The sequence below is a fragment of the Bradyrhizobium sp. A11 genome (assembly GCF_042077125.1).
GTDB lineage: Bacteria > Pseudomonadota > Alphaproteobacteria > Rhizobiales > Xanthobacteraceae > Bradyrhizobium > Bradyrhizobium japonicum_B.
This window is the reverse complement of the sequence record NZ_CP149509.1, coordinates 2,000,271-2,013,210: the sequence shown is the minus strand read 5'-3', so window position 1 is coordinate 2,013,210 and position 12,940 is coordinate 2,000,271. Positions and strand designations below refer to the sequence as shown.

General features: G+C 64.7%; 13 protein-coding genes and 1 pseudogene. 9 read left to right on the top strand and 5 right to left on the bottom strand.

Going from position 1 to position 12,940, the window contains the following annotated elements:
- Window positions 1-112 precede the first annotated feature (112 nt).
- Entirely contained in the window at window positions 113-922 is an 810-nt protein-coding gene (locus tag WI560_RS09345; RefSeq protein WP_375307758.1) for a crotonase/enoyl-CoA hydratase family protein, read from the bottom strand.
- Window positions 923-1,028: 106 nt separating this feature from the next.
- Between WI560_RS09345 and WI560_RS09340 the strand changes: the two genes are divergently transcribed.
- Window positions 1,029-1,901, top strand: coding sequence for an SDR family oxidoreductase (locus tag WI560_RS09340; protein WP_375307757.1), 873 nt, complete (start codon window positions 1,029-1,031; stop codon window positions 1,899-1,901).
- Window positions 1,902-2,125: 224 nt separating this feature from the next.
- Window positions 2,126-3,703 carry a fatty acid--CoA ligase gene (locus tag WI560_RS09335; protein ID WP_375307756.1) on the top strand — a complete coding sequence of 526 codons (1,578 nt, stop codon included), beginning with the start codon at window positions 2,126-2,128 and terminating at the stop codon, window positions 3,701-3,703.
- A gap of 117 nt (window positions 3,704-3,820) precedes the next feature.
- On the opposite strand, the gene WI560_RS09330 is transcribed toward WI560_RS09335, so the two are convergent.
- Window positions 3,821-5,095 (bottom strand): acyl-CoA dehydrogenase family protein, encoded by a 1,275-nt coding sequence (locus WI560_RS09330; protein ID WP_375307755.1) that lies wholly within the window; start codon window positions 5,093-5,095, stop codon window positions 3,821-3,823.
- 214 nt (window positions 5,096-5,309) lie between these two features.
- Between WI560_RS09330 and WI560_RS09325 the strand changes: the two genes are divergently transcribed.
- Window positions 5,310-6,089 carry an enoyl-CoA hydratase-related protein gene (locus WI560_RS09325; RefSeq protein WP_375307754.1) on the top strand — a complete coding sequence of 260 codons (780 nt, stop codon included), beginning with the start codon at window positions 5,310-5,312 and terminating at the stop codon, window positions 6,087-6,089.
- A 122-nt stretch (window positions 6,090-6,211) separates the two neighbouring features.
- Here WI560_RS09325 and WI560_RS09320 read toward each other — a convergent pair whose 3' ends face one another.
- Genes WI560_RS09320 through WI560_RS09310 form a run of 3 tightly spaced genes read right to left on the bottom strand, consistent with a single transcriptional unit; the run spans window position 6,212 to window position 8,364 of the window.
- Entirely contained in the window at window positions 6,212-6,589 is a 378-nt protein-coding gene (locus WI560_RS09320; protein WP_375307753.1) for a DUF6285 domain-containing protein, read from the bottom strand.
- Window positions 6,590-6,592: 3 nt separating this feature from the next.
- The gene (locus WI560_RS09315; protein WP_375307752.1) at window positions 6,593-7,579 is read right to left on the bottom strand and encodes a phosphotransferase family protein; all 987 of its coding nucleotides are present in this window, start codon (window positions 7,577-7,579) and stop codon (window positions 6,593-6,595) included.
- On the bottom strand, window positions 7,576-8,364 hold the full coding sequence (locus tag WI560_RS09310; protein WP_375307751.1) for an enoyl-CoA hydratase/isomerase: 789 nt from the start codon (window positions 8,362-8,364) through the stop codon (window positions 7,576-7,578). The genes WI560_RS09315 and WI560_RS09310 overlap by 4 nt, the downstream gene beginning before the upstream one ends.
- A 179-nt stretch (window positions 8,365-8,543) precedes the next feature.
- Here WI560_RS09310 and WI560_RS09305 point away from each other — a divergent pair, with 179 nt between their 5' ends.
- From WI560_RS09305 to WI560_RS09280, 6 genes and pseudogenes are all read left to right on the top strand, one after another.
- A complete protein-coding gene (locus WI560_RS09305) occupies window positions 8,544-9,323 on the top strand; it encodes an SDR family NAD(P)-dependent oxidoreductase (RefSeq protein ID WP_375307750.1) in 780 nt (259 codons plus the stop codon).
- 106 nt (window positions 9,324-9,429) lie between these two features.
- Window positions 9,430-9,810, top strand: coding sequence for a VOC family protein (locus WI560_RS09300; RefSeq protein WP_375307749.1), 381 nt, complete (start codon window positions 9,430-9,432; stop codon window positions 9,808-9,810).
- 345 nt (window positions 9,811-10,155) lie between these two features.
- Window positions 10,156-11,433 carry an acyl-CoA dehydrogenase family protein gene (locus tag WI560_RS09295; RefSeq protein WP_028135267.1) on the top strand — a complete coding sequence of 426 codons (1,278 nt, stop codon included), beginning with the start codon at window positions 10,156-10,158 and terminating at the stop codon, window positions 11,431-11,433.
- A gap of 128 nt (window positions 11,434-11,561) precedes the next feature.
- On the top strand, window positions 11,562-12,200 hold the full coding sequence (locus WI560_RS09290) for a flavin reductase family protein (protein WP_375307748.1): 639 nt from the start codon (window positions 11,562-11,564) through the stop codon (window positions 12,198-12,200).
- Window positions 12,197-12,406, top strand: a pseudogene (locus tag WI560_RS09285) (GNAT family N-acetyltransferase); the annotation flags it as partial. The gene WI560_RS09290 and the pseudogene WI560_RS09285, both read left to right, overlap by 4 nt.
- Window positions 12,407-12,562: 156 nt before the next feature.
- The gene (locus WI560_RS09280; protein ID WP_375161898.1) at window positions 12,563-12,925 is read left to right on the top strand and encodes a GFA family protein; all 363 of its coding nucleotides are present in this window, start codon (window positions 12,563-12,565) and stop codon (window positions 12,923-12,925) included.
- The last annotated feature ends 15 nt before the right edge of the window (window positions 12,926-12,940 follow it).

The following is a 12,940-nucleotide window of genomic DNA, read 5'->3' as shown; positions in this document are numbered from 1 at the left end:
GAGTTAGTGAGTCGTCATCACCGGGCTTGTCCCGGTGATCCACGTTCTCTCTTTGGCGCCCTGGACAAGAACGTGGATGGCCGGGACACGCCCGGCCACGACGGAGATATTGTCAATCCGCAAATTTCGGCGCGCGCTTCTCGATGTTGGCGCGGACCGCTTCGGTCTGGTTCGGGCTGCCGATCAGCTTCTGCTGCTCGACAGACTCGGCGAGCAGCGCCGGACCCGGATCGACCGACAGATTGTTCAGCATCCGCTTGGCGGCGCGGATCGCGTCGGGGCTTTTTCCCGCGATCTCGCGCGCGGCCTCGAGCGCTGTCGCGCGCGGATCATCGCAGATGCGCGTGGCGAGGCCGTATGTCATCGCCTCCTGCGCGGAGAAGATGCGGCCGGTATAGGTGAGATCGCGCAGGATGTCGTCGCGCACGAGGCTCGCCAGGATCGGCGTGCCCGCCATGTCGGGCACCAGGCCCCATTTGATCTCCATGATCGACATCCGTGCATCCGCCGACAGAAAGCGCATGTCGGCGCCAAGCGAGAGCTGGAAGCCGCCGCCGAAGGCAACGCCGTGCACGGCCGCGATCACAGGCACGGGAAGCTGGCGCCAGCCCCACACCGCCTGTTGCGCAAAGTTCGCCTGGCCGTGCGTGCGCTTGGTGAGATCGCGATTTTCGCCACCCGGAATTCCGTTGCCGCCCTTCTCCTTCATGGCGGCAAAACGCCCCATGTCGAGCCCGGCGCAGAAGGCGCGGCCCTCGCCGGAGAGCACGACGGCGCGCAGGCCTTTCTCCTTCGAAAGCCGCTCGGTTGCGGCGACGAGCGCCTCGAACATGGCCTGATCCAGCGCGTTCATCTTGTCGGCGCGCACCAGGCGCACGTCGGCGACGCCTTCCGAGATCGAGATCGAGACGCGCTCTTCCATGGACGAATTCTCCCCTGTTCTTGACCGGTTGCCGCTTTACAGGACGCTGGCAGCCGGATTTAGTCAATCGACCAATTAACTGACAATCCCTACGGGGGAAACAGCCATGTTCAAGGAAAATCTTCTCGCCGGCCGGCGCATTCTCGTGACCGGTGGCGGCACCGGTCTCGGCAAGTCGATGGCGGCGCGCTTCCTCCAGCTCGGCGCCGAGGTGCACATCTGCGGCCGGCGCAAGATCGTGTGCGACGAGACCGCGACCGAGCTGATGGCCGAGTACGGCGGCCGCGTCACCAGCCACGGCGTCGATATCCGCAACGCGCTCGCGGTCGACGAGATGGTGGAGAACATCTTTCGCGACGGTGGTCTCACCGACCTCATCAACAACGCCGCCGGCAATTTCATCTCGCGCACCGAGGAGCTGTCGCCGCGCGGCTTCGACGCGATCGCCAACATCGTCATGCACGGCACGTTCTACGTGACCCACGCGGTCGGCAAGCGCTGGATCGCGGACAAGCAACCCGGCAACGTCGTCTCGATCACCGTGACCTGGGTGCGCAACGGCTCGCCTTACGTGGTGCCGTCGGCAATGAGCAAATCGGCGATCCACGCCATGACGATGTCGCTCGCCACCGAATGGGGCCGCTACGGCATCCGCCTCAACACCATCGCACCAGGCGAGATCCCGACCGAGGGCATGAGCAAGCGCATCAAGCCCGGCGACGAGGCCGGCGCGCGCACCAAGGCGTTGAACCCGATGGGCCGCGTCGGCACCATGGAGGAATTGCAGAACCTTGCCGTATTCCTGATCTCCGGCGGCTGCGACTGGATCAACGGCGAGACCATCGCGATGGACGGCGCCCAGGCGCTCGCGATGGGCGGTAATTTCTACCAGCTCCGCGACTGGAGCGACGACGACTGGAAGACCGCCCGCGAGAGCATCATGGCGCAGAACGAGAAGGACCGCGCCAAGCGGGGGTGATGCTCTTGTGCCCGGGACGCAGCGCAGCGCGCCGCACTTGCGGCGTGGTGCGCTGCAGAGCCAGGGCCCATCTCGCTGCATGCTGGGTCCCGGCTCAGCGGCGCATCACTTTCGTGCTGCGCCGCGTCCGGGACACGAAGCCACAACTGCGCTCCGCCCATCTTGTCTTCACCCGCGGATGACTTCACACTCCCCGCATAAGAACAAGACATCACGGGAGAAACATGTCCACTCAGCCATTGGCGAACCTCGCCGACATGGTGCGCGAGCGCGGCAGGAGCCGCGGCAACGCGATCGCCTACGAATTCGAAGGCCGCCTCACCAGCTTTGCCGAATTCGATATCAAGACCAACAAGGTCGCCAACGCCCTGATTGCGATGGGCGTGAGACGCGGCGACCGCATCGCCTATCTCGGCAAGAACAGCGACCTCTATTTCGAGCTGCTGATGGGCGCGATGAAGGCCGGCGTCGTGATGGCGCCGGTGAACTGGCGGCTCGCCGGGCCCGAGGTCGCCTTCATCGTCGAAGATTGCAAGGCGCCGGTGCTGTTCGTGGGACCGGAGTTCATCACGCTCGTCCGCCAGATCAGGGACCAGATTCCCGGCGTGCGCACCATCATCACCACCGAGGGCGGCGCACCGGAATGGCAGGACTTCACTCCTTGGCGCGATGCGCAGAGCGGCGACGATCCGAAGCTGCCGATCGACCCAAAAGACATCGCGATCCAGCTCTACACGTCGGGCACGACAGGCAAGCCGAAGGGCGCGATGCTGAGCCACGCCAACTTCCTCAATCTGGTGCAATCCGGCAACGCCGAGGACAAGCCGGAGTGGAACCGGTGGTCGCACGATGACGTCTCGCTGGTGGCGATGCCGGTGTTCCACATCGGCGGCTCCGGCTGGGGCGTGATGGGGCTCTATCACGGCGCCCGCGGCGTGATCGCACGCGAGTTCGATCCGACCAAGGTTTTGGACTTCTTCGAGCACAGCGGCATCACGAAACTGTTCATGGTGCCGGCGGCGATGCAGTTCGTGGTGCGGCAGCCTCGCGCCAGGACGGTTGATTTCTCCAGGCTGAAATACATGCTGTATGGAGCTTCGCCGATTCCCGCGGCGCTGCTGAAGGAATGCATCGAGGTCTTCAAATGCGGCTTCGTGCAGCTGTACGGGATGACGGAGACGACGGGCACCATCGTCGCGCTGCCGCCGGAGGATCACGTCGAGGGACTGGAGCGGATGCGCTCGGCCGGCAAAGCGCTGCCGGGCGTCGAGATCGCGATCCTGGACGTGGACGGCAAGCCCCTGCCGCCGCGCCAGGTCGGCGAGATCGCGACGCGCTCAGGCTCCAACATGGCCGGCTACTGGAACCTGCCGGAGGCCACCGCCGCGACGCTGCGCAGCGACGGCTGGCTGCGCACGGGGGACGCCGGCTACATGGACGAGAACGGCTATCTCTACATCCATGATCGCATCAAGGACATGATCATCTCCGGCGGCGAGAACATCTACCCGGCCGAGGTCGAGAGCGCGCTGTGCGATCACCCTGATGTCGCCGAAGCCGCCGTGATCGGCGTGCCCGACGACAAATGGGGCGAGGCGGTGAAGGCGGTCGTGGTGATGAAGCCCGGCAAGCAAGCGACCGCCACCGACATCATCAACTTCACCCGGACGCGCATCGCCGGCTACAAGACTCCGAAGAGCGTCGAGTTCCTGCCGGCGCTGCCGAGGAATCCCTCAGGCAAGATTCTGCGGCGGCAATTGCGCGAGCCGTACTGGGCGGGCAAGGACCGGCGGGTGAATTAGCCTCGGTGCCGTAGGGTGGGCAAAGGCGCGTTTGCGCCGTGCCCACGATCTGTTTCCGTATCCAGGGGATCGTGGGCACGCTTCGCTTTGCCCACCCTACGAGAGCGGCGCAAGCCGTCAATGCTTCCCCGGCCCCATATAGCCGAACAGGAATCCCGCCACTTTGCGCATCTGGATTTCCTCGCTGCCCTCGGTGATGCGATAGCGGCGGTGGTGGCGGTAGATGTGCTCGAACGGCTTGTGGCGTGAATAGCCCATGCCGCCGTGGACCTGCATGGCGCGGTCGGCGGATTCGCAGCAGAGGCGGTTTGCCCAGTAGTTGCACATCGAGACGCGGTCCGAGAGCGTGCGCTCGATCTGCTCTTCGGTGAGCTGGTCCATCTCCCAGGCGGTCTTGCGGATCAGAAGACGCAGCATCTCGGCTTGCGTTGCGAGCTCGACCAGCGGGAACTGGATCGCCTGGTTCTCGGCGAGCGCCCTGCCGAACGGCTTGCGCTCGCGCGCGTATTTGACGCTCTCGTTGATGCAGTAGACGGCGGCGCCGAGCGAGCTCGCCGCCTGCCGGATGCGGTTCTGGTGCACGAAGCATTGCGCCAGCGAGAGGCCGCGGCCGACCTCGCCGAACAGCGCATCTTCGGGCACGAACACGTCGGTGAAGCTGACGCGCGGATGATCGGTCGGCATGTTGAAGGTCCACATGTACTCCTCGACCTTCACGCCCGGGCTCTTGGCCGGCACCAGGAAGCAGGTGATGCCGCGGGCATCGCCGTCATTGCCGGACGTGCGCGCGAACAGCGCGCAGTGCGTCGCGACATGCATGCCGGTTGTCCACATCTTCTCGCCGTTGATGATCCAGCCCTTGACGTTGTCGCGCGTGGCGGGCACTGCGCGCGTCTCCATGTGCGTCGCATCCGAGCCGTGATGCGGCTCGGTGAGGCCGAAGGTGATGCGGTACTTGCCCTTGATCGAGCCGTCGATCATCGCCTTCTGGTCGTCGCGGCCATAACGGTCGAGCATGGTGACGACGGGGAAGTTGCCGACGATGGAGTGCTCGTTCTGGAGATCATTGTGCAGGCCGAGGCCCTTTGCAGCAAAATGCTCGCGGATCACGGCCATCCAGAGGTTGGAGCCGTCCTTGCCGCCATATTGCCTCGGCACCGGAAAGCGCAGATGGCCGGCGGCATCCGCAAGGTCCTTGGCCTTGCGCAGCAGCGTTTCCCATTCGTGCCGCGGCAGGCCACCATTCTCGAAATCGGTGCGCGCCCATTCGCGGCGATGATCGAAGAAGCGGATGTTGTCGTCGGCTTCCTCCAGCGGCTTGATCTCGCGCGCGATGAAACGGTCGAGCTCTGCGAGATAGGCGACGAGATCGGCAGGCAATGAGAAATCCACAGGTTCTCTCCCGGATTGATTTTATCGTTTTGCGTTAAGGCGCTGGGCGCACTTTTGCTTCGCACGAATAAGGTGAGAAGAGCGCGTGCAAGTCAAGCAAGGCGAGGCGTGACGGCTACGCAAGGCGCACCAGCGCAATTCGATGGTGCCCGGGCACTGAGGCGCGGTAGGATGACGCCAATTTTCCTTTACGAGAAAATGCAGGGAGCACAGGATGGAGCTGAAATTTTCCAAGGTGGAACGCAAGGGACCGATCACGATCGTGACGCTGTCGCGGCCCGAGGTCTACAACGCACTGCACACCGATGCGCATTTCGAACTGCAAAAGGTTTTCGACGATTTCTCCGCGGATCCCGAGCAGTGGATCGCGATCGTCACCGGCAGCGGCGACAAGGCGTTCTGCGCCGGCAACGATCTGAAATGGCAGGCAGCCGGCGGCAAACGTGGCTGGGACAAGGGCGGCTTTGCCGGCCTCACCTCGCGCTTCGACTGCGACAAGCCTGTTATCGCGGCGGTGAACGGCGTTGCCATGGGCGGCGGCTTCGAGATCGCGCTGGCCTGCGACCTGATCATTGCCTCGGAAAACGCCACCTTCGCCCTGCCCGAGCCGCGCGTCGGTCTTGCCGCGCTCGCCGGCGGCCTGCATCGGTTGCCGCGGCAGATCGGCCTCAAGCGCGCCATGGGCATGATCCTCACCGCGCGCCATGTCAGCGCCAGGGAAGGTTTCGAGCTCGGCTTCGTCAACGAGGTGGTGCCGCAGGGCGAGGCGCTCGCGGCCGCGCTGCGCTGGGCGGAGATGATCGGCAAGAACTCGCCGATGTCGATCCGGGCGTCCAAGCAGGCGATCCAGAAGGGGCTCAGCGTCTCGCTGGAGCAGGCGATCGCCGAGCAGCGGGACTATCCGGCGGTGCAGGCGATGGTGGCCTCGCAGGACTACATCGAAGGCCCGAAGGCCTTCTCGGAGAAGCGTCCGCCGAAATGGCTGGGGAAGTAGGGCTCTGGTCATTCCGGGGCGCGCCGACAGGCGCGAGCCCGGAATCCATTGAGCGTCAGAGACGGTGGATGAATGGATTCCGGGCTCGTCGCTTCGCGACGCCCGGAATGAAGGGGAGAGAGCTATCCGCCTCGTAATAGCTCCCGCTTGTAGGACGCGTAGTTCGGCTGATCGACCGCCAGCTTGTCCAGCGTGGTCGCCCAGAGATGTTCGGCGAGACCGGGCGTCGCCAAATCGACTTCGCCCTTGGCGATGCGCTCGGCGAGCGCGCGGTTCAGCTCCATGACCGAACCGTCCTCGCCGAGCAGCGCGCGCAGCCGTTCAACTTCCGCAGCATCGGTGCCCTCCTCCCGCGTCAGCTGCCGCGTCACGAGATCGAGGATGTTGATGGCGACGCGCAGCTTGAAGGCCTGGTGGCCGGAGATCAGCGGCATGATGTCGTTGCGGAGGAAATCGGCGACCGACTTGGTCAGCTCGATCGGGGTCGGCTCGTCCTGCATGTGTCAGCTCCCGCGCGGCGCCAAGAGCCGCAACAGATCGATCTCGGTCTCGCTGGCGCGGCGGCCGATCATGGCGCGCTCCATGGAATGATCGGGGCCCTCGCGGAACCGCTGCATCATGCCGCCGCACATGATGCCCCAGCGTAGCGTGCCCATCACCTCCCAGAACTTCACACGCGACGGATCGACCTTGCGGCCCGCAGCCTCGTAACCAGCGAACAGCTCCTCGCGCGAACCAAAACCGCCGACGGGCTTGTCGATCTCGCCGAAGCGCCAGGAGTTGACACAGACCCAGCCGAGATCCTCCATGGGATCGCCGAGATGGGCGAGCTCCCAGTCCAGCACGGCACGCACGCCGTCGGCGCCGATGATGAGATTGCCGTTGCGGAAATCGCCGTGCACCAGCGTGATCTCGCCGGACGGGCCGGGATCGTGGTCGCGCAGCCAGCGCAGCGCCAGCTCGAACACGGGCTTAGGCCAGTTCAGGCTGCGATAGTCGCGCTCGAACTCGGCGATCTCCTGCGTCGCGCCGCGGGTGCGCAGCTCCGGCAGCTTGTCCTTTGGCAATCGATGCAGGGCAGCGAGAATGCCGCCAATCTGACGCGCCAGCTGCGGCCGCGCGGCGGCGAACTCGTCATCGCGAAGAATCTTGCGCGCGATGGTCTCGCCCTCGATCCTTTGCATGATGAAGCCGGTGCCGAGGTCGTCCTCCGCCACGAGCACGTGCAGCACGCGCGGCGACGGCACGCCGGCCTCGAAGGCGAGCTGCATCAGCTGCGCCTCTGCGGCAAGGCCCGCCGCGCGGGTCGGCGCCGCGCCATAGCCCTTCGGCGAACGGCGCAGGATCGCGCCGATCACGCCATCGGGATGCGTGATGTCGAAACGCCAGGTTTCCTGGCTGGCGCCGCCGGACAACTTTGCCGCGCCCGTGACGCCGGTCGCGCCCGGGCACCAGCGCTTGACGCTGCGCGAAAGCTCCGCCTCGATCATTTGCCTTTGAACTGCGCGGGCCGCTTCTCCAGGAACGCGCCGACGCCCTCGCGGAAATCCTGGGTGTCGCCGGCGCGCAGCTGGCACTGGAACTCGAGATTGAGCTGGTCCTCGAAGGAATTTTCGGGGCTGTCCCAATAGAGCTTGCGGATCAGCGACAGCGCCACGGTCGGTCCGCTGGCGAGCTCGCGCGCGAGCTTCATCGCCTCCTCCATCAGCACGCCGTCGTCGTAGACGCGGTTGACGAGACCCCATTCCAGCGCCTTCTCGGCCAGCAGCCGCTCGCCCATCAGCGACAATTCGATCGAACGCGCCCGGCCGATCAGGCGCGGCAACAGCCAGGTCGAGCCGCAATCCGGCACGAGGCCGATGCGCCGGAACGCCTGGAGAAAGTAGGAGGAACGCGCGCACAAAATCATGTCGCCGAGCAGCGCAAAACTCATGCCGGCGCCGGCCGCGGGGCCGTTGACCGCGGTGACGATCGGGCAGTGCAGATTGCGGATGCGCCGCAGGAAGGGATGGAAGCCGGTCTCCAGCGTCAGGCCGGCCTTGGTCTTCTTCGACTGGTTGTTGCGCCCTTGCAGATTGGCGCCGGTGCAGAAAGCCCGCCCCGCGCCGGTCAGCACCACGCAGCGCACCTCGTCCTTCTTCTCCTCGATCGTATCGAGCGCTTCGGCAAGGCCGCCCAGCATGTCCACGGAGACCGCGTTCATCACCTCCTGATGGTCGAGCTTGAGGACCGCGACCGAGCCATCGAAATCGAGCGTGACGTGTTTGAACTGCATGGTGTCCTCGCCAGTTGCGGCCTGCGCCAGTTTCGCAGACCGGAATTTGTTTTGCCGGGGCGCATATTTGATTTTTGGCGCGGTCTTGTCCATGGTGATCAGAGCATGTCAAGCAATCTTGCGCGCAGCGGCTGATCGTCCGCATGTTGAGAAGCCTTGTCAAAAAAAGGAAACGCGCCATGAACATTTTCGACCTCACCGGCCGCGTCGCCGTGATCACCGGCGGCAATGGCGGGATCGGCCTCGGCATCGCGCAGGCGCTCGCCGGCCAGGGCTGCAACGTCTCGATCTGGGGCCGCAATCCCGACAAGAACAAGGCCGCTGCCGCCAGCATGGCCGGGCTCTCCGGTAAGGTCGACACCCGCGTCTGCGACGTCACCGATCCAGCCTCGGTCAATGCGGCGATGAAGGCGACGCTCGACACGTTCGGCCGGGTCGACGGCTGCTTCGCCAATGCCGGCATCGGCGGCGGCGGCCGGCGCTCCTTTATCGAGCGCACCGAGGAGGAATGGCGCACGATGTTCGCGACCAATCTGGACGGCGTGTTCCACGCGTTTCAGGCCGCCGCAAAGCACATGACCGAGCGCGCCAATTCCGGCGACGCCTTCGGCCGGCTGGTTGCGACCTCGAGCCTCGCCTCGATCTTCGGCACCGCGCGCAACGAGCATTACGCCGCGACCAAGGCCGCGATCAACGCGCTGGTGCGCGCCCTCGGCGTCGAGCTCGCCCGCCACGGCGTCACCGCCAACGCGATCCTGCCCGGCTGGATCAAGAGCGACATGACATCAGGTCTCATGGCCAACGAGAAGTTCGTCGCCAACGTGATGCCACGCATTCCGATGCGGCGGTTCGGTGAGGCATCCGATTTCGGCGGCATCGCGGTCTATCTGATGAGCAAGGCCTCGTCCTATCACACCGCCGATACGTTCGTGATCGACGGCGGCTATACGGCGTTCTGATTTCGTAGCCCGGATGGAGCGAAGCGCAATCCGGGACTGCAAAAACAACAAAGACCCGGATTTCGCTTCGCTCCATCCGGGCTACAAACACTGAGGGAATGGGCAAATGTTCTCGCACATCATGGTCGGCACCAACGATCTCGACAAGGCCAAGACGTTCTACGACAATTTGCTGAGCACGCTCGAGGTGCGGCCGGCGAGGGTCGACGGCCATCGCATCTTCTACATCACCAAGACCGGCGTGTTCTCGGTGTCGAAGCCGATCAACGGCGAGCCGGCGACATGCGCGAATGGCGGCACCATCGGCTTTGCCGCCAATTCGCCGGAGCAGGTCGACAAATGGCACGCGGCAGGCGTCGCAGCCGGCGGGACCTCGATCGAGGATCCGCCCGGCGTGCGCCAGGGCCCCGGCGGCAAGCTGTATCTGGCTTACTTGCGCGACCTCGACGGCAACAAGATTTGCGCGATGCATCGGATGCCGGCGTGAGGCCACACGCTCGATGTCGTCCCCGCGAAGGCGGGGACCCATAGCCACAGGCAGCGACTAGGGCGCGAGCTGACAACTACGGATTTTCGTCAAACGCCCCCCTGTGGTTATGGGTCCCGGATCTGCGCTCCGTTCTAGACAACGCTATGCGTTGTCTAGAACTGCGCTTGTCCGGGACGACAATCGGAGGGGGTTCTCCCTCCACCCCATTCAAACAACATTTCAAACGCCCTAGCGATATTCCATCGCGTGGCAGGGCTCGGCGCGAAAAAATGCGCGCTCGCACTTTGACCGCGCTGGCACTATTCTGCCGCCAGAACGATCTCAGCGTCCCCGGGAGGAACAATGACAAAACACACCTACATTCCCCGCACCACCAACTACACCCTCAATCCCGGCGACGAGCTCAACGACCTCAGGATGTCGGAGCAGGTCCGGCCGCTCTACGATCACGTCAAGAAATTCATCCGCGACACCGTCGAGCCGATGTCGATCGAGTTCGCCAAGGCCGGCGAAGGCAAGGAAGATCGCTGGAGCTTCACGCCGAAGCAGCTCGAGGTGCTGGAGAAGGCCAAGAACAAGGCCAAGCAGGAAGGCCTCTGGAACTTCTTCCTGCCCGACGACGAGACCGGCCAGGGCCTGAAGAACCTCGACTACGCCTATATCGCGGCCGAGCTCGGCAAGAGCCCGCTGGCGTCCGAAACCATGAACTGCTCGGCGCCGGACACCGGCAACATGGAGGTGCTGGAGCGCGTCGGCACCAAGGAGCAGAAGGAGAAGTGGCTGAAGCCGCTGCTCAACGGCGAGATCCGCTCGGCCTATGTCATGACCGAACCGAACGTCGCCTCCTCCGACGCCAAGAACATCTCGACGACCGCGAAGCTCGTCGGCGACGAATGGGTCATCAACGGCGAGAAATACTACATCTCGGGTGTCGGCGATCCCCGCTGCAAGATCCTCATCGTCATGGTGAAGACCAATCCGGATGCGGCGCCGAGCAAGCAGCAGTCGCAGATCCTGGTGCCGCGCGACACGCCCGGCGTCGAGGTGCTCGGCCCGATGTACGTGTTCGGCCAGGACCACGCGCCGCGCGGCCACATGCACATGCGCTTCAACAATGTGCGCGTGCCGAAGGAGAACATGCTGCTCGGCGAAGGCCGCGGCTTCGAGATCTCGCAGCTGCGCCTCGGACCGGGGCGTATCCATCACTGCATGCGCACCATCGGCAAGGCCGAGAAGGCGCTCGATCTGATGGTACAGCGGGGCCTCACGCGCGAGGCTTTCGGCAAGAAGATCGCCCATCTCGGCGGCAACATGCAGATCATCGCCCAGGCGCGCTGCGAGATCGAGGCGATGCGGCTGATGGTGCTGAAAGCCGCCAAGGCGATGGACGTGCTCGGCAACAAGGAGGCCCGCGTCTGGGTCTCGATGGTCAAGGCCATGGTGCCCGAGCGCGCCTGCAGGATCATCGACCAGGCAATCCAGATGCATGGCGCCACCGGCATCTCGCACTGGACCCCGCTCGCCGAGATGTATCAGGACGTGCGGCATTTGCGCTTTGCGGACGGCCCGGACGAGGTGCATTGGATGGTGGTGGGACGCCACGAGCTGAGCATGGCGTGATCGACGAGATGCCGTAGTCGTAGGGTGGGCAAAGGCGCGCACTTCGCGCGCCGTGCCCGCCATCAGGAGGTGGTGGGCACGCTGTCGCTTTGCCCACCCTACGAGAGTCTTTTCCAGCAGGAGCCACCATGGACTACGCCGCCAGCGAGCTGACGCCACGCGAGCGCTACAAGGTGCTGACCTCCTTCATCCTGCCGCGTCCGATCGCGTGGGTGACCACGCTCGGTCCCACCGGCATCGTCAACGCCGCGCCGTTCAGCTTCTTCAACGCCTTCTGCGAGGATCCGCCGCTCTGCATGTTCGCGGCCAACCGCAAGCCTGATGGAGAGGACAAGGACACCTTCCTCAACATCCAGCGCACCGGCGAATTCGTCGTCAACCTCGCCGACGAACCGCTGGCGCGGGCGATGCACGAGAGCAGCGGCGACTTCCCCCCTGATATCGGCGAGCCCGATTATCTCGGCCTCAAGCTCGCGCCATCCACCAGCATCGCCGTGCCGCGGCTGGCCGACACGCCCTGGGCGATGGAGTGCAGGCTCTGGAAGCTGATCGACGTCAACGACGATCGCAAACTGATCATGGGCGAAGGCCTCCACTTCCACATTCGCGACGAGCTGTGGGATCCCGAGGCGATGCGGGTGCACATGGACCGCTATCATCCGATCGGCCGCATGTTCGCCGACCGCTACTGCCGCACCGACGACCGCGTGGTGTTTCCGGCGGCGGAAGGCGCAAAAACCAAATCGTCGAACCCGGGAGCAAGATGATGCCGGAATCCTTTCGCGACAACGAGGAACGCGAGCGGTTCGAGCTCGACGTCGACGGGGCGATCGCCTTCGTCACCTACCGCAAGACCGACGGCGCGATCACGCTGGTGCACACCGAGGTGCCGCCGGAGCTCGGCGGCCGCGGCATTGGCTCGAAGCTCGGCCGCGCCACGCTGGACGCGGTGCGGTCGCAGGGGCGCAAGCTCTCGGTCGAGTGCGATTTCATCCGCAATTTCATGCGCAAGGACCCCGGCTATAACGACCTCCTGGCGGATGGCGGAGATGCGCAGGCCGAGCCTGAGACGCGCTATCGCGCCGGTTGCTTCTGCGGAGCGGTCGAGGTCGAGGTGACAGGCAAGCCGATGTTTGCGGGCTATTGCCATTGCGCCGACTGCCAGGCCTGGTCAGCGGCGCCGATCAATGCGTTCAGCCTGTGGAAGTCCGGCAGCGTGCGCATCACCAAGGGCGAGGCCGAGCTCGGGACGTTCAACAAGACCGAGCATTCCTACCGAAAATTCTGCAAGCGCTGCGGCGGCCACGTCATGACCGAGCATCCGCGGATGCGGCTGATCGACGTCTACGCCAATCTGCTGAAAGGATACCGGCACCAGCCGACCCTGCATGCGAACTACGCGAGCAAGATGGTGTCGATCCGGGATGGCCTGCCGAAATATGTCGACCTGCCGGCCGATCTTGGCGGCTCCGGCGAGATGCTGCCGGATTAATCGTAGGGCGGATTA

Coding starts and splice junctions, on each gene's coding strand:
- WI560_RS09345 (WP_375307758.1), bottom strand. CDS start 922: ATGGAAGAGCGCGTCTCGATCTCGATCTCGGAAGGCGTCGCCGACGTG.
- WI560_RS09340 (WP_375307757.1), top strand. CDS start 1,029: ATGTTCAAGGAAAATCTTCTCGCCGGCCGGCGCATTCTCGTGACCGGT.
- WI560_RS09335 (WP_375307756.1), top strand. CDS start 2,126: ATGTCCACTCAGCCATTGGCGAACCTCGCCGACATGGTGCGCGAGCGC.
- WI560_RS09325 (WP_375307754.1), top strand. CDS start 5,310: ATGGAGCTGAAATTTTCCAAGGTGGAACGCAAGGGACCGATCACGATC.
- WI560_RS09320 (WP_375307753.1), bottom strand. CDS start 6,589: ATGCAGGACGAGCCGACCCCGATCGAGCTGACCAAGTCGGTCGCCGAT.
- WI560_RS09315 (WP_375307752.1), bottom strand. CDS start 7,579: ATGATCGAGGCGGAGCTTTCGCGCAGCGTCAAGCGCTGGTGCCCGGGC.
- WI560_RS09310 (WP_375307751.1), bottom strand. CDS start 8,364: ATGCAGTTCAAACACGTCACGCTCGATTTCGATGGCTCGGTCGCGGTC.
- WI560_RS09305 (WP_375307750.1), top strand. CDS start 8,544: ATGAACATTTTCGACCTCACCGGCCGCGTCGCCGTGATCACCGGCGGC.
- WI560_RS09300 (WP_375307749.1), top strand. CDS start 9,430: ATGTTCTCGCACATCATGGTCGGCACCAACGATCTCGACAAGGCCAAG.
- WI560_RS09295 (WP_028135267.1), top strand. CDS start 10,156: ATGACAAAACACACCTACATTCCCCGCACCACCAACTACACCCTCAAT.
- WI560_RS09290 (WP_375307748.1), top strand. CDS start 11,562: ATGGACTACGCCGCCAGCGAGCTGACGCCACGCGAGCGCTACAAGGTG.
- WI560_RS09280 (WP_375161898.1), top strand. CDS start 12,563: ATGTTTGCGGGCTATTGCCATTGCGCCGACTGCCAGGCCTGGTCAGCG.